The sequence below is a fragment of the Sphingobacterium sp. UBA7631 genome (genome assembly GCF_002483935.1).
GTDB lineage: Bacteria > Bacteroidota > Bacteroidia > Sphingobacteriales > Sphingobacteriaceae > Sphingobacterium > Sphingobacterium multivorum.
On sequence record NZ_DLIX01000010.1, the window covers coordinates 835,587 to 854,431 of the forward strand.

General features: G+C 45.4%; 9 protein-coding genes. All 9 read right to left on the minus strand.

From position 1 onward, the window contains the following. Positions 1-77 precede the first annotated feature (77 nt). The 9 genes from B3P16_RS20130 to B3P16_RS20170 all read right to left on the minus strand — a co-directional run bounded on the left by B3P16_RS20130 (position 78) and on the right by B3P16_RS20170 (position 18,843). Entirely contained in the window at positions 78-3,122 is a 3,045-nt protein-coding gene (locus B3P16_RS20130; RefSeq protein ID WP_286844053.1) for a SusC/RagA family TonB-linked outer membrane protein, read from the minus strand. Between the two features lie 70 nt (positions 3,123-3,192). Beyond that, positions 3,193-5,007: a RagB/SusD family nutrient uptake outer membrane protein gene (locus tag B3P16_RS20135; RefSeq protein ID WP_286844055.1), complete on the minus strand. Its 1,815-nt coding sequence runs from the start codon at positions 5,005-5,007 to the stop codon at positions 3,193-3,195. A gap of 16 nt (positions 5,008-5,023) precedes the next feature. Further along, entirely contained in the window at positions 5,024-8,131 is a 3,108-nt protein-coding gene (locus tag B3P16_RS20140) for a SusC/RagA family TonB-linked outer membrane protein (protein ID WP_286844057.1), read from the minus strand. A gap of 26 nt (positions 8,132-8,157) precedes the next feature. Further along, on the minus strand, positions 8,158-9,147 hold the full coding sequence (locus tag B3P16_RS20145; RefSeq protein ID WP_286844059.1) for a DUF4961 domain-containing protein: 990 nt from the start codon (positions 9,145-9,147) through the stop codon (positions 8,158-8,160). An 81-nt stretch (positions 9,148-9,228) separates the two neighbouring features. Beyond that, positions 9,229-9,681, minus strand: coding sequence for a DUF5004 domain-containing protein (locus tag B3P16_RS20150; protein WP_286844060.1), 453 nt, complete (start codon positions 9,679-9,681; stop codon positions 9,229-9,231). A gap of 14 nt (positions 9,682-9,695) precedes the next feature. Beyond that, the gene (locus B3P16_RS20155) at positions 9,696-11,423 is read right to left on the minus strand and encodes a RagB/SusD family nutrient uptake outer membrane protein (protein WP_286844062.1); all 1,728 of its coding nucleotides are present in this window, start codon (positions 11,421-11,423) and stop codon (positions 9,696-9,698) included. An 86-nt stretch (positions 11,424-11,509) separates the two neighbouring features. Then, a complete protein-coding gene (locus B3P16_RS20160) occupies positions 11,510-13,786 on the minus strand; it encodes a GH92 family glycosyl hydrolase (protein WP_286844064.1) in 2,277 nt (758 codons plus the stop codon). A 27-nt stretch (positions 13,787-13,813) separates the two neighbouring features. After that, a complete protein-coding gene (locus B3P16_RS20165; RefSeq protein ID WP_286844065.1) occupies positions 13,814-16,507 on the minus strand; it encodes a glycoside hydrolase family 2 protein in 2,694 nt (897 codons plus the stop codon). Next, the gene (locus B3P16_RS20170; RefSeq protein ID WP_286844066.1) at positions 16,504-18,843 is read right to left on the minus strand and encodes a GH92 family glycosyl hydrolase; all 2,340 of its coding nucleotides are present in this window, start codon (positions 18,841-18,843) and stop codon (positions 16,504-16,506) included. Before B3P16_RS20170 ends, B3P16_RS20165 begins: the two co-directional genes overlap by 4 nt. Positions 18,844-18,845 lie beyond the last annotated feature (2 nt).

Here is an 18,845-nt window from a genome sequence, read left to right on the forward strand (position 1 = left end):
TAAGCAGGATCAAATGATTTGGCCCTGCCTATTATTTAAACCTGTAATTGTACTATTTAAAACTCATCACTGGCTGATTAAAGTCCGATCTGTATACCGAGATTTACGACACGTTGATTCTGATATGCATCTCCCGCACTGTTGGAAGTCACCTCAGGATCCTGCTGATACAAGGAATAATTCGTCCAGGTCAGCAGATTATACCCACTCAGATATAAACGTGCATTGTTAATCCTAAATGGCAGCCATTTATTGGGTAATTGATACCCCAGTTCAATTGTCTTCAGACGTAAATAGGTCGCATCAATAAGCCAGAAGTCAGACATATAGGTTGACGGGCTATTAATCGTTGTCGGATTAGTCGTTAAGCGTGGAAATTTAGCAGTAGAGGCCGTTTCCGCAGTCCATCGCTCTTGATGGATCGGTTGAAACTGGCTCTGGAAGGGCTCAATACCGCTTCCCTGAACGCTAAAACTGTATCCGGTAGTCCCTTGCAGCAGCACATTGAAACTAAATCCTTTGTAACTTCCCCCCAAGGTAAGGCCAAAGCTGGTATTCGGTATATTGGGTTTACCGATCACAGTCCGATCATAGTCATCAATCACACCATCGTTATTGAGGTCCTTATACCGCAGGTCACCAGGCTGCACCTCATACCCTCCCGTTGGTTTTGGGCTTGCACCGATATTTTCTTCGGTATAAAAACCATCGTACAGATAACCCAACGGTTGATTGATCTGCTGCCCTGTCAGCCGCAACCAAGGATAAGCTGGCGCCGGTTCATCCTGAAACAAAATCTTATTTTTGAAATATGTCAATACACCTTTAATATTATAATTAAATGCACCGATATTGTTGTTTACATTCAATTCCAACTCCACACCCCTGTTCCGCACCTTCGCAATATTTGACGGTGAGACCCCTACACCGATGTGCTGGAAAAGCGACTGTGAAGTGACGAGCTGATCGTACCGCAGGTTATTGAAATAGTCAAAGGTCATGGAAAACTTGTTTTTCCATAGATTGACATCAAGCCCTACATCAAATGACTTTTGTTTTTCCCAAGTGACATTATTATTTCCCAGATTTCCTTCCGTGATAATAAGTGAAGGCTGATGGGTTTCACCAAAAGAATAGCTTCCACCCTCGTTGTATACCTGCTGGTACAGATAACGGTCACCGGCGACCTTGTCAGAACCCACGATTCCATAGGAAGCCCGCAATTTAAATAACTCTACAAAGTTAAATGCATCTTTGAAAAACGATTCCTTTGCTAGATTATATCCTGCCGACACCGCCGGAAAAAGACCATAACGTTGTGCCGACTGAAAACGATCCGAGCCATTGTATGCTGCTGTCGCATCCAATAAGAATTTCTCTTTAAAGTTGTACCCTGCGCGAAAGGTATAGCCTTCAAAATTCTGTGGAATCCAGTTGGTTTTCTTATCCCCTTTTGTTTTATAGGATTCCCGATTATACAGCAAGAGTGCTGTCACACCATGATCCCCAAAAGTTCGCGCATAATTGAAATTGGCCTGCCCATTCACCCGACTGTTGTAATCCCCCTGGTAGGCCCGCAAGGTATAATTGCCCAGCACATAAGGTGCCCCACCTTTCAGCTGGTAACCGTTCGAACTCGGGTCATAACGATACACAGGTATCTCATCGCGGGCCTGCTCTCGACCATTCGACTCCACGCTGGCATAGGCTACACGGGTAGAAAATGAAAGCCCCTTCAACCAAGCATTCAGTTCCTGAGTCCCGCCAAATAAAATATTGATATCGTTACGTCGATCCAAGCTATATCCAGACGCTGCCAGGCGTGCATTGATCGTCGGTAGCAACTCCTGCGTATCGCTGGCATAGGCAAACGAACCATCTGGGTTGATAAAAGGTGCCGACCAAGGTCTTATCTTATTAAAATTGAACACCTCACCAACAATATTTCCCGCCCTCGGTGAATTGATACGATTGAAGTTCGCTCGGAAATCCAATCGTAATTTGAGCGTCTTCGTTGCTTGTACATCTAGATTCGATCGCAAGTTGAAACGACGATAATAATAGTTATTGTTGACCTTGTCACCTTCATTCTCAAAATTGTAGAGGTTTCCATTTTGGGAGAAAGCCCCACCTGATACAAAATATTTAATACTTTCGCCACCACCAGTGATATCAATATTTGTATTGTACTGTTGGCTCGATGGTTTAAAGATCCGGTCATACCAATTGATATCCGGATGGCCATAAGGATCATCCCCGGAACGGAAATGTGCCAAATCTGCTTCACTAAAAGGTTGATTGGAATTGTCGCCCAGCGTATTTGCTATCGCTTCATTCCATAAGAGCGCACTTTCATAGGCATTCAAAAACTTCAATTTTGTGACGGGGCTCTGCATACCTGACTCGATACGCGCATTGATCTTTGGACGCCCCGATTCACCCCGCCGCGTTTTGACAACTAATACACCATTTGCCCCCTTGATACCGAAAACAGCCGTCGTCGATGCATCCTTTAAGATCGAAATACTTTCGATTTCATTGACGTTGATCTGCGAAAGTTGTTCATATGTATATTCGATATCATCAACAATAATCAGGGGCTGGTTTCCTTCTGGATTCAATGAACTGACACCGCGGATATAAAAATCCGAAGCATCTTTACCGGGCTGTCCGGAGCGCTGTACCGAAACAAATCCCGGTAATCTTCCAGCCAATGCATTCTGTACACTCGAAGTTGGCACCTGGCGGATATCCGCCCCTTTTATTGAACTGACTGCACCTGTACTTGTAAGTTTTTTGGTCGTACCAAAGCCCACCACCACCACTTCATCAATATCCTGGCTACTTGATTGCATAATCACTTCGATATTTCCCCCCTGCTTTACATCACGTTGCTGGGTATTATATCCTATACTTGTAAATACCAAGACCTTAGTACCACGTAAAGCCAATTTAAATCGTCCATTTTGATCTGTTTGTGTGGCTCCACCGCCTTTCTCCTGCACTGATACCCCCAACAAGGGACCCGAACTATTTTTGACAATACCATTCACCATGGATTGCGCCAATAGTATAAATGGCGTCAAAACCATTATTGTTAACAGATATATGCTCTTTTTCATCCGTTTATATTTATTTATTCATGATTAAAGCCATTCACACTGCCCACTTCGGTTTGCGTAAATAGACTAATTACCAGCCGGGATTTTGTACCATTTTTGGGTTTTTAATCACTTCCGAGAATGGAATTGGAGCCAGATACATTTTTGCCTCAAATGTCATTTTCAGAATAGGAACTTTTTGCCTGATCACCCCGGTTCCCGTTTGATAAATGACGGTGGCATGAAGCTCCTTGCTAAATTCCTCTTCCGCTATTTTCCATCGTCGGACATCATAAAAGCGATGCTCTTCAAAAGCCAGTTCTTTTCTCCGTTCGAGGTGGATCAGCTTCCGCATTTCTGCTTTGGACAATGCTTCAGGAAGCTGATATGGATTTAGTCCTGCTCGTTGTCGTATTTGTTCAACAGCACGATAAACATTGACATCAGGTCTGTCCAGACGTTCATTTCGTGCCTCACCATAATTCAACAATATTTCAGCATAACGGAATAGAATAAAGTCATGGTTTACATTACTATAATTTGCCAGGGATTCAAAATTCCCCATAAACTTACGTAGGTAATAGCCCGATTTTGTTTGCTGTTTGGATCCGCCCGGTTTATCGGATCCTCCCTCAAAGGTTTGTACAGCCCGGTTTAACCAAGGTGCCCCATTATAAAAAACAGTTGCGTAGAAGCGGCTGTCGCGCCCTACATAAGGATCGTTTGGATCATAACCAGAATTTTCGTCCGTAATTTTCAGTCCGTTACTCATCCCAAAGGCGTCTACAAGTTCCTGGGTAGGACTAGTTCGACCATTGTTCACTCCATTGGCGTAACCCACGGGACCATTGTTATTTTCAAAGCTGGTGTTATTGCCACCTTGTTTCGCAAAGATCCGTTCATTGTTGCGTGTGATAAAGACATCTTTAAACTGCGGTTCGAGCTTAAACAGGTTTAGGTCCATCAAGTCTTTGGCCGCATTCTCGGCCAACTGCCATCGCGCAGCTGCATATGCGGTATACCCAGAGAGATCATTCTGCCCATTGCTATTTCCGCCGTTGAACAATGGACTGGCAGCATACAGGAGCACACGGGATTTTAGTGCCATGGCCGCCGCCTTGGTCGGCCTTCCATAAAAAGCAAGATTAAATGGATCTACACGTAGGCTATCTTTTATTGCATCACATTCTCCTACGATATAGTTGACACATTCTTCGAAACTTGCCCGCGGCAACTCAATATCATCGTTCAGCTGGTATACCTTATCACCCATCAGTGGCACTCCGCCATACCGTTTGACCAATTCAAAATAAAATAAGGCACGCATAAATTTTGCTTCGGCTTTCCATACCCGCGGCATGGGCGTACCATTTTCGAGTTGTCCCTTTACCGGTACACGATCGATATTTTGAATAAAAATGCTGGTCTTTCGAATCCCCTGATACCAAGATGCCCAAAGGTTGTCCTGATAATTATCCGAAGTATAAGAACCTGTTGCCAACTGCTGTACGGATGTGTTGGTCGGATTGGAGGAAACAGCATCATCCGTGGCTGCGTCCAGAAAATCTCCACCGACCCGATTCCCTAGGCTGGGCAGATAACGGTAGCAATCGGTCAGAAACCGGTTTGCATTTACACCGGCCGAATCACGTCGGTCAAACACCTGGTCCAGTGTCTGCAGCTCGATAGGCTCTTCCTCTAGGTCGCTTTTACAGGAGAAGATCCCGATCGCAACTCCGACTACAAGCACCCATTTTAACTGATCATATTTCATACGAATGATTGGTAATTTAAAGGCCATGCGGAAGCCCAGGTCCATATTAGAAATAGGTTTTATTTCGGACGATCTGCATGATACTTCGTGCTCCTCAGTATGTATGTGGTTTGAATAGGAATATTTCATCATTGTCGATTTCTAAGGTTTATAATTTCACGTTTACACCAAAGCTTATGATCCGCTGTGCTGGATAGGCTGTACCTGATGAGATTTCTGGATCCAAGCGGCCATAGGGGGTAAAAGTGAACAGGTTTTGCGCGTTTGCAAAAATGCGTACCGAAGATAGCTTTGCGCGCTTTGTCCAATTGAAGGGCAATGTATAGCCGACATCCAGATTCCTTACCCGAAGATATTCGCCGGAACGGGTCCAGTAGCTCGAAATATTTTGTGTATTGGTCGGATCGGGTCCCAGCGTCAGCCTTGGATAAGTTGCAGCAATACCGGTCTCTGGTGTCCAACGTCCCAGCATATAATCAAATCCCTGTCCGTCGCCAGTATTCCCAAAGGAATAATCCGTTTGTTGGTAACTACGGTTTAATACCCCCTGAAGCAATACACTAAAATCAAAGCCTGCGACATTGAATCCTAAGGTAGTGCCAAAATATACGAGTGGTTTTGTATTGCCAATGGCCGTTTGATCGTACTGGTTGATAATACCGTCTCCATTCAGGTCCACCAGTTTTACATCACCAGGATACACCTTATTTCCCGATAACAAAGGTGCATTATCGGCTTCTTCCTGCGTTTGGATTAGCCCATCCGCACGGTAACCAAATGTCTGGCCTATGGGCATCCCCGTGCGCCTGTTCCAATTATATTGCTGAAAGACCTCGTTCATATACAGCACTTGGGTCTTCATCCGTGAGGCATTGGCGGTAATGAAATAGTTAAACTCACCGAAATTATTTTGATAGGTCAAAGTGATTTCCTGCCCCTCATACCGGTTTTTACCAATATTTTCATTCGGATACCCAATACCGATCAAGTCAATGGTCGATCCGCGCTGTTGCAATAGGTCAAAATAAGTATCTCTAAAATAGTCGGCTGTCAATTTCAGTGTTGAATGCCAGAATGCAGCATCCAAACCGATGTTAAATTTATTTCCCTTTTCCCAAGTTCCTTCAATGTTGGCCAGTCCTTTTTCGATCAAGCTATTGGTGTAAGCGTATTCTGAGCCGAAATCATAGCCGTTCGCTCCGTCCTGTCCATAAGAAGCTCGCCAGCTGTAATAACCTAGGGCGGCTTCGTTGGTATTTCCCGTCCGCCCAAATGTAGCGCGCCATTTCAGTTGAGAAAGCCAATCCGCTTTTTCCTTCAGAAAGTCTTCCTGCATCATATCCCAGCCCAACCCAAAAGCATAAAACAGGCCATATTGGTTTCCCGGCATAAAACGATTGAATCCTGAATAATTTAAGGCTACTTCAGCAAAGTACTTATCCTGATAGACATAGTTTGCTGTCGCCGCAAAGTTGGTGTAGATCGCAGGTAAATCAAACTGATAATTGGCCGTTTGCCTGTCCATAAACAGTTTGGCGCCGACACGATGTTTCTCACTCACCTGTTTATCATAACCCAGCACTCCCTGGAAATAGAAAAAGTTTGCTGTCGATGTGGTCGCAAATGAATTAGGCTGGTCAGCTATCGTTCCATACCGTACATACACGAGCTCTTTTTGCTCGTTATAGCTTAAGTCATAAACCGGCTGTTGGCGATTGCGGTCAATGAGGCTCGACGAGGTTGATGAAACATTTAGCTTACCCTTTGCGTACAGTCCGGGAACAAATTTGTCAAGCTTGTAATTAAAATCCAGATTAGCCAGCAGGTCCCTCGTATTGTCCAACAGATAACCCGATCCCGTAGTAAGCTGGTACAAATTGCTCCGGTACACGGAGGAACCACCATAAGATTGGTCGGGATTAAAAATTGGATACGCGTTGTTCGGTGTATTGTACAAACTCGATAAGATCGTTCCTGTTTTTGCCCCCGGTTGTCTGCCATCCTGTATTTTTCCAAAAAACTGCAGTCCAATTGTTAAGTCATCAGTTACATCCACATCAATAGCACTATTAATGAGATAACGTTTATGCTGTACATTGGTCTCATAGTCAAATTTATCATCCGATTTAAATAGACCAGATTGGTTCAGGTAGCTTAGCGAAAGGGCATAACGTGCATTTTTGATTCCGCCCTTCACACCCAGGTTATATTTGGTGATCGGGTTATTGTCCCGCACGACAGCATCGTACCAATTGACATCAGGGAAAAACAATGGATCGGATCCATCTCTAAAGGCCTTAAAATCGTCCGAACCATACACAGGTTGGCGCCCTGCATTGAGTAATGCTTCGTTATAGAGATAGGCATACTGATAGGCGTTCAATGGCTGTGGCATTTTAAGCGATTGCTGAATTCCTGTTTGTGCTGAAAAGCTGATCCTTGGTGGTCCTGCCTGTCCTTTTTTCGTCGTTACCTGCAATATCCCTCTGGAACTCCGTTGTCCCAATAAAATGCTGGACAGCGCATCTTTGAGAACGGTCACCGATTCGATGTTTTCGGGATCTATCGAATAGATATCCCGCTGTACACCGTCGATCATAGTCAGCGGGCTTTGTCCCCTTAAGTTGAAGCCAATTTCCGTATTGTCACCGATGCTGGAACGATATTTCACGGCATCCGAAGGAAGAGATCCCGCCAGGTCATTAGCGGTGATTGCTGTCATGCTCGGTGACCGAAATCCGCTGACCTCCTGCGTAAACAGCCCCGGCATCCGGCCTGCAAGCGCATTCAAATACAAGGATGTCGGTACATCTTTGATCTGACTGTTGTAGACTACCGAAACGGCTCCCAGGAGCTCCGAACTTTTCTTTTTGTCATAGCCTATACGCAAGGAGTCTGCACTTTGAAGTACGGCCGGCACCAAAGACACCAGTTTTTCGGCACCTCCCTTTATCCTCTTTCTATAATATCCCGGATATTCCACCCATAAGACTTCATGCGTAAGATGGCCTGACGGGGAAAAATCTCCATTTTCATCAGTCTCACCGACAAGCTGCCGCCCGGCGTCATAGACCTTAGCACCTGAAATCGGCTTACCATATTCATCCACAATTTTCGGAAATTTCCATATCGCCCGCTTCTCATTCCCTGAGGCTGTCTCGCGGAGCCGTGGATACCAGCTGGCCTGTGCGGTCTGTTTATCGGCAATCACCAACAGTACACCGACAACACTTAATTTTATATAATGGTTAAACATTTGTCATTCGTTTATTAGGTTAGCAATCACTCACAGCGGAAGGTATATTTAAAAGGCTCATCCGTATTGCCATAACCGACACTTTTGGTTCCCGTAATGTCCGTATAGAAGTATTCCAGCCGGGCGATATGTACATCTTTATCGACCTTAAAAAATCCACGTGGCCAGATATCAATAAGGTACTTTTTACCACCGACGTCCGTCAGTTTGGTATCTGCTGTCTGTTTCCTGATTTCAGCAATAAGCTTTCCTGACTCATCCATTGCCCTGACATGTAGATAGATGACAGGCTCATGATCCAGCACCGTATTGGTAACCCCAGCATCAAAAGTCAATGTAATGATATCGTTGTCCAGACTTTTGACCGGTTGTACCGTACCCAACTGTGGGTTGATAAAATCGATCAGATCGCCCTCACCATCGGTTACCTCGAAAGCATTTGAGAACGTAAACTTTTTATAATCTGTATCCTCCGGACGCAGATTTTCGATGGAAGAACCGATATAGAATCCCAAAGACAGCAACATATTTTCGGCTCCCACGTTACATTCGGCCTTCACCGTAAAATCGATATCTTCGTTATTGACAAAGGAATAGGCCTGCGTACTTCTAAAAACAATCCATTCCATATCATCCACCAGATTGGGGCCTATACCGAACATTTTCTTGGCGGCCTGATGCCAGCTCAGTCCCGATACAGGTTCGAGTTCGCTGTCCGGAATAATGCGCATGGTGCCATCTCCCTTTGGACTGGTAAAGGACATGGTCAGGTTTTTACGCGCATTCCATCCCTTGGGTACCATTATACCCGCGACAAGCTGGGTGCTATAATTACCTCCCCCCTGGATACGGGGCTCGGCCCCGCACTTCATCGTAAAAGTCACCCGCTGATTTGCCTTTGCAGCTTTTGGCACAGCTACTGAGATGGCTTTAAGACCGCATTGAGCTAAGAATATGGCCAAAAATAGCCCCATTGCCCAGTAGATATATGTTGAATAATGTGTGTTCTTTTTCATATGTAAATAATTTGTTCTTTAAAGGCTATATGGATATCCAGATTATTTCCTTGGTGCTTGTGTTTTCCAATCGTGGATATTTCATATTCCACCGTTCAAACGTTCACAATCATATTGATAGGTGTTGCTGCTACAACCCAGGCTCATCACTAAGCTGAGCTGACGTTTGCCCTTGACCACAGGAAATTGGAATTTGAGGACAATGTCCGCTTTGCCTTCTGCTGGACTAAGCACAACACTAAAGGGATACTGTGGGTCGTCCAAACGGTACTTTCCTGAGCCGCTGACCACAAAAGGTAGATTATCAGCTATGGTATAGGTTCCATCGGCATTGAAATCGATCTTAAAATTGTCCAATGCTAAACGCTTACTCAGGTCTTCCCCGTTTCGGGTCAGCTGAGTTACTTGCCATTTTCCGGTAATATCTTTTTCGGCCTCTTCGGTGGGGATATTGCCCAGCTCATCTTTACAGGAGTTTATTCCCATACACAGGACCAGCATCAAGGACCATGAGAGTATCTTATATATTTTCATCCGTTTAGTTTTTTTTAATATCCTGGATTTTGAATCAAGTCTAAGGACTTCGCTACTTCTGATCGCGGGATGGGCCAGAGGTACATCCGTTTGTCAAAGACACGTTTTCGTACCTTGATGGTATTGTAGCTTGTCCCCGATGCTGTACGGACGGGTTCGGTTCCATGCAGCTGTCTGTTTTCCAATGATTCGGCCAACTTCCAACGGCGTACGTCAAAAAAACGATGTCCTTCAAAGGCCAGTTCTTTTTGTCGCTCATTCCGGATTATCTCACGCATAGCGTCCTTGTTTAGGCCAATCGGCAATACAAAAGGATCCAATCCTGCCCTTTCTCGGATGGCCTCCACGGCCGCATAGACCTTCTGATCCGGGATTCCGAGCGATTCGTTGCGTGCTTCAGCATAGTTCAACAAAATTTCCGCATATCGGATAATCGGCAGACAGCGTGGCGTATAGGTATTAAACCAATCCGCCGCTACATCCCGATTGACCATCTTATAGGTATAATACCCCGTGGGCGTGCCCCGGTAAATGGCATCCTGCCCCGAAGTCACATTGTTTGGATTGGTCTTATCGATATAGATATTGACTGGTCTTCGGGCCAATCCATCCCGGTGGAAGACCATCGACTGATCCCTGGTTACGGTATTCGCTAAGCGGGGATCCCGGTTTTTATAGGGGTTTTTCGGATCGTATCCAGCATTGGGATCGTTAATAGGCAAACCATTACGCATCCCAAAAGCATCCACCGTTTCCAGATACGGATAAGCGCCGGGGTTGCTTACGCCAAAAGTTGGCGGATTCCAGATACCTTCAAGATCCCGGTTGGAATCTTGCATTCTAGCGAGTATATATTCTGAGTTTTTGCGCAATTGAAACAGCTGATAGAAGCCAAATCCAAGTTCGGGATCGTTATTGACATACAAACTGTAATGTCCCGATTCAATGACCTGCTCTGCTGCCGCTTCGGCCCGCTGCCAGCGTGTTTCATCCACAACGGGATAGGCAACGACATCCTTCAACGTCCCCTCTGTTGTCACTGGGCTACCATTGAATAGCGGGCTCGCAGCATAAAGCAGCAAGCGAGATTTCAACCCATAACAGGCTGCTTTACTGATACGTCCATAGTCTTCGCCAGCATGTTCCCATGGAAGATCTTGCGCGGCAGCATCGCATTCAGCTGCAATATAGCTCACACATTCATCGAAAGTATTACGCTTAGCTGGGATGACATCACTTGCTGCGTAAACACTGTCTCCCATCAGTGGCACACCACCATAATGTTCCAATAAAATAAAGTAATAATAAGCTCTTAAAAACCGGGTCTCGGCTTTTACCCGCACCTTAATATTCGTACCAAAGCGTGCCCTATGCAGGTTTTTAAGCATAATATTTGCCCTACGAATATTAGTATAGGGTTTTGCCCAGGCATCATTGGTGATAATATTGGAGTTGACAGTACCCGTGGCAAACTGGATGAAGGTATTGATACTGCCGAGTCCAGCGCCTTCCGCTTCATCTGTACTGGCATCAAGCCCACCACCACCAAAGCGCTTAGGCCAAGTCGCAAACCCAATATCACCATATATTCCCGACAGGAAGTTAATGGTATACGTACTATCTGAAAAAACGACCTCTTCATTCAGATCTGAAGATTGTGTCTGATCTAAAAATCCCTGTTTACTACAAGCCGTACAGGCGAGGAAGGCCAGAGCACAAAATGTCAATTGGCTTTTGTTCATAATTTTTTGTAAAACAGTTAAATAATTGGTTATGCTATCATGATGTCAGCGAGCCTAGCCCGCTGGCATTAGTTTTTTCAAAAGATCTAATCGATCGAACTCAGGGAAAATGGCCTCGAAGCCGTAGAAATCCCCCTTTTATAATTGGGTTTATCGCCCATGACAAAATGAAGCTCGCCCCCTTTCAGCAGATCTTCATAACGAATAAAATTTTTGTCGTAGGCTGCTCCATTGAGCGTAGCAGATTGAATATAGACATGTTCCAGACTATTGTTATCTGCCTTGATGGTAAATGTTTTCCCATTATCGAGACTGATGGTCACTTTTTTGAATACTGGACTCCCAAACACATATTCATCGGTACCGGGACAGACGCTATAGATCCCCATAGCACTCAATACATACCAGGAAGACATCTGCCCTTGATCCTCATCGCCGGGATACCCCTTTTCCGTCGCATTATAAAGGCGCGATGTCACCATACGAGCATATTTTTGTGCTTTCCAGGGTTGACCGCTGAAATTATACAGATACGGGACGTGCTGTGTCGGCTGGTTGCCATGCGCATACTGCCCCATTTTTGACAACAACATTTCACGCATTTCATGGATTTCCTGCTTATAGCTACCGTAGTTGACACGTTGCTCCATGGTAAAGAACGTATCCAACTTTGCATTAAACTTATCCACCCCACCGATCAGGTTGATCAAGCCATTCACATCGTGCATCACCGACCAAGTATATTGCCAGGCATTTGCTTCTGTGAAAGGGCCACCCCATTCTACAGGATCAAAGGGTTCACGCCATTGCCCATTATCTAGCCTGCCGCGCATAAAGTTTACCTGAGGATCAAATACGTTTTTGTAGTTATACATCTGCCGGGCAAAGATATTTTCATAGAATTTGTTGCCCGTAGCCTTTGCCAACTGATAACCACAGAAGTCATCGTAGGCATATTCCAATGTCTTTGCCGTACTTTCGTGAATATCGCCATAAGGAACATACCCCTTGGTAAAATACTCCTTCCACCCTTCGCGCCCATTTGATCCACCCCACAATCCTTTATTGGTCGCTTCATGGTAATAGGCAGCCAGAGCACTGTCGGCATCGAAGGTTCGGATCCCCTTCACCCAGGCATCCGTCAATAACGAAATGGCATGATTGCCGATCATCACGCCGGACATTCCAGGATTGGACCAGGTCGGAAAAAATCCGGCCTGCTTTTGCGCATCCAGCAAGGACTGCATATAACGCCCCTGCATGACCGGATGCAAAAGATTACTCAAGGGAAATTGTCCACGAAAAGTATCCCAAAAACCATTATCCGTAAACATGTACCCTTTGTGAATCTTACCATCATAAGGGCTGAAATAATAGGGATTGCCCTCCGGATCCATTTCATAGAACTTACGTGAAAATAAGTTGGCCCTGAACATGCAGGAATAAAATGTTGCCATCTCCGCTTCCGTTCCCCCTTCTACGCGCACGCGGTTCAGCAATGCATTCCAGGTATCAAAAGCTTTCTTTTTACTCACCTCAAAAGTATTGTGTCCGCCCAGTTCGCGTTTAAAATTAAGATCTGCCTGCTGCGGACTGATATAGGATGAACCAATCTTCACTTCCACTTTTGCCCCAGGGCGGAATTCCAGATATCCACCTTTACCTTTCCCAGCATCATAGCGCTGCCCGGCCTGGATTGTGCCCTTGACATTTTCCCAGGTGCCGTAAGCTTTAAAATCCTGATCGAAGGTAAGCACAAAATAATTTTTCATATGCTCGGGCACAAAACGCCCATTATGCACATACCCGACAATCTTGCGTTCCTCAGGAATTATCTTAATCTCGCTATCGCCCAAAAAGCCATCCAATAGCAAGAACGCTTTTTCCTTTTTCGGGAAGCTAAAGCGCATATGCGCCCCTCTTTCCACTGGACTCAGTTCCGCCTTGATGCCGTTATCAAAATTCACATCATAATAATGCGGCTTAGCGATCTCATTTTCATGTTTGAAGGATAACGCGCGACGTTCCTCATTGACCTCCAACTTCCCAAGGCCCGGCATCAACGAAAAAACCATATAATCGCCCATCCAGGGACTACATTGGTGAACTTGCTGAAATCCGCGTATGCTGTTTGCTTTGTATTGATATTTCCAGCCATCTCCATTTTTCCCCGTTTGTGCCGAAAAGAAATGCACCGCAAAAGGCAGTCCTACCGTAGGATAAGTATTTCCATAGGACAGGCTCCATTCAGATTCCGTTCCCTGGAGCGTATTCACATACTTTACCAGGTCCGCCTGCTGCGCTTGCGCCTGATTTAGCATCGCGTAAATCATAGTCAGATAAATACATAATCTTCGTTTCATAATCAGTTATTTAAATTTGTATCATCTTTAAAAAATGTTCTTTAGTTTCAATGTTTCCTTTTCGGCATGACCATATTGCTTCCATAACAGCTTCGCATTTTTTAATTGCTGTGCATGGGATTCCGTAAGCCGAACATGCTTTTCCTCGCCCGGCATCAGGGTAAAATAATTATCCGAAATCATGAGCGGCAAAATGCGTTCATTAGTTGCTGCATCCACCAGGCGTAAGCGATTACCAAATGATACTGACTTTCCACGGTTAACAATGCGAAGCATAATACCTTCGGTTCCCGCTTCTTTTTTATAGTCAAATTCAAGCTTGGCTTTCGGCAAACTAGTTAAGCTGGTATAATCCAGCTCTTTTCGGCCATTTCGCCAATAAAAGTTTTCAGACAGCAAAGCTCCCTTTCTATCCTTCAGGGTAAGCTTGATGAAGTGTAGATCCGACAAGGCTGTAGCTTCTTGCTCGTCGTCAAAATTTAGACGGAAGATTTCCTTCGCCATATTAGCATGTACAGTAGCACTGGTTTGCAGACCATATTTTTTGACCTCCTGGCCATCCATATCAAAGACCTTCGCCGAAATCCATACCGAATCAAGGCTCTTTAAGCTCGTATTGATCACCTTAACACTGTTGTTGGATGCATTCCATTGAATATGTACCGGTTCGCAGGCCTTTTTCGCTCCCCAATAGGCGCCCGTTGCATCGTAATAGTAATCATAGGTCTGCCATACCAATGAAGGGTAGGCCGATTGGCTCATCCAGATCAGCATGCCTGCTGCGTCGTCCCAGAGCTTGTCGTTCCAGGCCTCATACATGCCCTTCATGACTTCGAGGTTAAGGTATTGCGCCTTTTCAGCAAATGCAGATAGGTCCATCGATTCGCCATACTGTTTATTGACAGCACTTTTATACTGGATAGGACTGGCGTTAGCAGCTTCCTTACCGAAAAAATGCCTATTCCACACATTGTCATCTTCCGATTTGAGCTGTTCGTCCGTAGGTAATGGCCAGAGCTTGTCCTTTGGGATAAACTTCACGATACTTTCATAATTGGGAAAAGTAGCCGTTCCGATTTCCGTACGTAGGCCATAACCGTAGTCGCTGCTATAAGGGTAAGGCGGATCGTTCCAGGCTAGGTTGCTTCCCGAAGTTTCAAAATGGTGCCGCGGTGGCTGATTGCCCCACCATCCGCTTCCCGAAAGACCATCCTGATTGGAACTGGACTTATACAGCCGATCATTGTGGTCTTCAGACGCCACAATAGCACGCAGGTAATTATCCAATTCAGGTTTTGGACGCGTTTCATTGGCGCCGCACCAGATAGCGATGCTGGCATGATTTCGCAGTCGTTTTACTTTATCGAGCGCATTTGCTTTAAAATCATCATCATCGGCCACATCATTATATGCCACATAGAGCCAAAAATCGTCCCACACCATCATCCCGTAACGATCGCAATAATCATAGAAAGCATCGTCTGTGATCGAGCCCGTCCACAAGCGGATCATATTATAGTTCATATCCTTATGTAACTTGATCTTGAGACCGTACTCTTCCCCTTGGCAGCGGAGCAAGTATTCGCTCATTCCCCAATTCCCACCTTTGAGATAGATCTTTTTTCCGTTGACATAAAAATTCAGCACTGGCCATCCTGCCTTATTGCGTACATAATGGTACTCATATTTACGGATACCAAACTGGATCTGCTTCTGATCCGAGATCTCATCACCAATTTTTGCGGTAAGCGAACAACTGTACAAATTCGGATCCCCATAACCATTTGGCCACCATAGCAGCGGCTGTTTGATCAAAAATTCCTTCACCTCCTTGCGGGTGATATATACCCTTTGGGTGCTATGTGCCGGAACTTCTACCTTTTTAGAAAATCGGATATCCCCGGGCTTGATGATCCCTTCCAGTGTTATTTCTTTGGGTTGATCACCTGTATTTTTTAGATCGGTCGAAAAGTCCAGGTAGGCAAACTCGTTGCTTTCCAGGTCGGACCGCATCCAAGGGTCTTCCATACTGACGTCGCCAGCAAAGCGCAGCGATACATTGCCAGTAATCCCAGCCAAACGTCCCGGCACATAAGGCATCCAGTCCCAGCCAGCCGCAGCCAAGTACGTGGGGCTTGCCGTTACGCCAAAAGGTTCTTTTGCCGTAAGTGTTTTCTTCTGATCGGCATCGGTAATCAACACCGCGATTGCATTTTCCTGCCCCACACGCACGAGATCTGTGATATCAAATTTGCTGCGCAACATATGGCCACTGACATCTTTGGTAGAGCCAGCTGTACCCGATAATTTCACGCCATTGCAGAAAAAATCGGCATAACGGTTGGTATTGTCAAAATGGATCCACACACGTTGTCCCTTTCTATAGTCTGCAGGCAGGCGAAAAGAGGTACGGTACCAGAACGGACGGTTGAATAGCCGTTCATCTACGCGGTAGATGTTGTCTGAAAAATTGGGATCTGGTACCAGTCCTTGATCCACATAAGCTGTGAAGACGACCCCCGGAACAATACCGCGCACAGGGTCTTTCATCCGAAAATCGGGTTGTGCTATTTCCTGCCCTGAATAAGGCAGATCCGACTGGGGCTTTATTTCCCAACGAATCGTAGGATTATCACTATTGAGCGAAATCTCGCGTACTTGACCATAGCCAACAAGAGTAAGCTGTAGGAATAGCAGTATATATACTAGTCTTTTTTTCATTTGATCCCCCAGTCTTTGTTTGGATTAGGCCCCATATAGAGTTCCAAAGTTGCCCCAGCCACCATATCTTTAAAATCAATGTAATTTTTAGCATAAGGCTTTCCGTTTAGGACTGCCCGCTGGATATATATATTATCCGCCGAATTATCGTGAGCGACAATGCGAAACCTTTTTCCCGAGAAATAATTAGGATCCAGCTGAAAAGACAATTCCTGGAATATGGGACTTGTTATTTCAAAGCGGGTTGCCCCCGGACAAGAGGGATGTATCCCCGAGGCGGCCAGCACATACCAGGCCGACATCTGTCCTACATCCTCATTTCCCACGATTCCCTCTACGGTATTACTATACGCGTTGTCGCAGATGTAACGGGTCCATTTTTGGGTAAGGTAAGGCGCATCCAGATGATTGAACAAAAACGGAACTAAATGCACGGGCTCATTGGCGTGATTATAATAATCGTTCCAGCGCATATTTTCAGGTGTCTTCTCAAAAAAATCCGTTAGATCAGCTAAGGTCTTTTCTTTACCGCCCATCAACTGGATCATGCCTGGAATATCATGTGGCACAAACCAACCCTGCTGATATGGGTTACTTTCAATGGTACCATACCATTCCTTGATTCGGGCATTTACGGGCCAATCTTCCCATGACCCATCGCTTTTTCGGGGTCTGAACCAGCCTTTTTCCGGATCGAATATCTTCCGATAAGCTTGACTTTTGGCCAAATAAACGTGTTCTGTTTCCGTCTTGTTCAATCCTTTTGCCAGTTGTGCTATGCACCAGTCGGTGTATGCATATTCCAGCGTATTCGAAATGCTCAATGCTCCGGGGCTGTAACCTAAAGAATCATTGCCAAATTTTTTGGAGGTATTGATTGCAAAAGTTAATGCTTTGTGTGCGTCGTAATTGCGTATTCCTTTCGCATGGGCATCTGCCAGTACCGATAGCGCAGGATTACCGATCATGCAGCCTGAATACGCATTTAATAATTCCCAGCGTTCAAAATAACCCTTTCCAGATTCATCAGCCAGACTGATCAATGAATTGAGCTCATCATTTACTAAGCTGGGGTTAATCAATGTTTGCAACGGAAATTGTGACCGAAAAACATCCCACCCACTAAAAATGGTCCGTTTTGTAAAGCTTTCATTATGGTGTATTCTGTTGTCACCACCCGTATAACGTCCGTCCACATCCGTAAAAGTGCGCGGATCAATCATGGTATGATACAATGCTGTGTAAAAGATCGTTTTCTGATCCTCTGTACCACCATTGACAGCGATCTTTGACAGCTGTGTATTCCACATTTCTTTGGCTTCCCGACGGACTTCATCGAAATTCTTGCCTGCGATTTCCTTTTTAAAATTATTTTCGGCGCCCTGCATATCGACGAAAGAAATGCCGACCTGTAGATTGACCTGCTCGCCCTGTCGGGTTTCAAATTCGGAGAAAACGCCAAGGTGTTTGCCTTCCATTTCGTTTTTTCCGGGCCATACCTTCGCTTCGGCTATCCGATTTTGGTAGGTTATGGATTGTACATCCTCACGCTTACGCGTCCAGTTGTCGGGGATTTCTGCCGACCAGATACCATATTTTTTTAAGGGTTTATCAAAGCGTGCATAAAAGTAAACGGTATAATCTGCCTTACCGTCGCCATCGCCCCAGCCACCGCCCTCCGGCGCACAGTGCATCCATCCCTGAATACTATAGTCATCTACTTTTCGGACATATTGCTGTATCGCAGTGCCGCCAACGCGACGCGCCAAATCAATCTGGATACGTGATTCCTTACTTTGCGGAAAGGTAAAACGAAGCATACCGCTATGTGGGGCAGCGGTAGCCTCCACCCGTATGTTATACCGTTCGAGATCAACCGCATAGTAGCCAGCCTGGGCGATCTCAGTGGACTTGTTGTAGGGAGACCGATAACCGGTCACGGTACCATCCTCCTTACCCGCAATGGTATGCAACCTACCGGTGGTAGGCATCACCAGAAAATTTCCGAGATCGCCATACCAGCCTACTCCACTCATCTGCGTGAAAGCAAAACCTTCCATACTGCGATGCTCGTAACTATACCCAGGACTGTTATCACCGCCTGTAATCGTGTTAGGGCTCACCTGTACCATGCCATAGGGTGTCGTCGCCCCCGGAAAAGTCTTTCCCAAACCATGATACGTACCTGCGGCGCCCACACTTGTACTCGCACCAATAAATGGATTGACATAGTCTGCTAAACTGGGAACAGGATGATATCGGCGACTAGCACACGATGTCGAAGACAGGATTAGCGCGATAACAAAACAAGATAGCAGTCCATATAATTTGTTCATAT

What these genes read in the sequence shown, in the direction of transcription:
- B3P16_RS20130 (WP_286844053.1), bottom strand. Translation starts at nt 3,122, where the DNA reads ATGAAAAAGAGCATATATCTGTTAACAATAATGGTTTTGACGCCATTT.
- B3P16_RS20135 (WP_286844055.1), bottom strand. Translation starts at nt 5,007, where the DNA reads ATGATGAAATATTCCTATTCAAACCACATACATACTGAGGAGCACGAA.
- B3P16_RS20140 (WP_286844057.1), bottom strand. Translation starts at nt 8,131, where the DNA reads ATGTTTAACCATTATATAAAATTAAGTGTTGTCGGTGTACTGTTGGTG.
- B3P16_RS20145 (WP_286844059.1), bottom strand. Translation starts at nt 9,147, where the DNA reads ATGAAAAAGAACACACATTATTCAACATATATCTACTGGGCAATGGGG.
- B3P16_RS20150 (WP_286844060.1), bottom strand. Translation starts at nt 9,681, where the DNA reads ATGAAAATATATAAGATACTCTCATGGTCCTTGATGCTGGTCCTGTGT.
- B3P16_RS20155 (WP_286844062.1), bottom strand. Translation starts at nt 11,423, where the DNA reads ATGAACAAAAGCCAATTGACATTTTGTGCTCTGGCCTTCCTCGCCTGT.
- B3P16_RS20160 (WP_286844064.1), bottom strand. Translation starts at nt 13,786, where the DNA reads ATGAAACGAAGATTATGTATTTATCTGACTATGATTTACGCGATGCTA.
- B3P16_RS20165 (WP_286844065.1), bottom strand. Translation starts at nt 16,507, where the DNA reads ATGAAAAAAAGACTAGTATATATACTGCTATTCCTACAGCTTACTCTT.
- B3P16_RS20170 (WP_286844066.1), bottom strand. Translation starts at nt 18,843, where the DNA reads ATGAACAAATTATATGGACTGCTATCTTGTTTTGTTATCGCGCTAATC.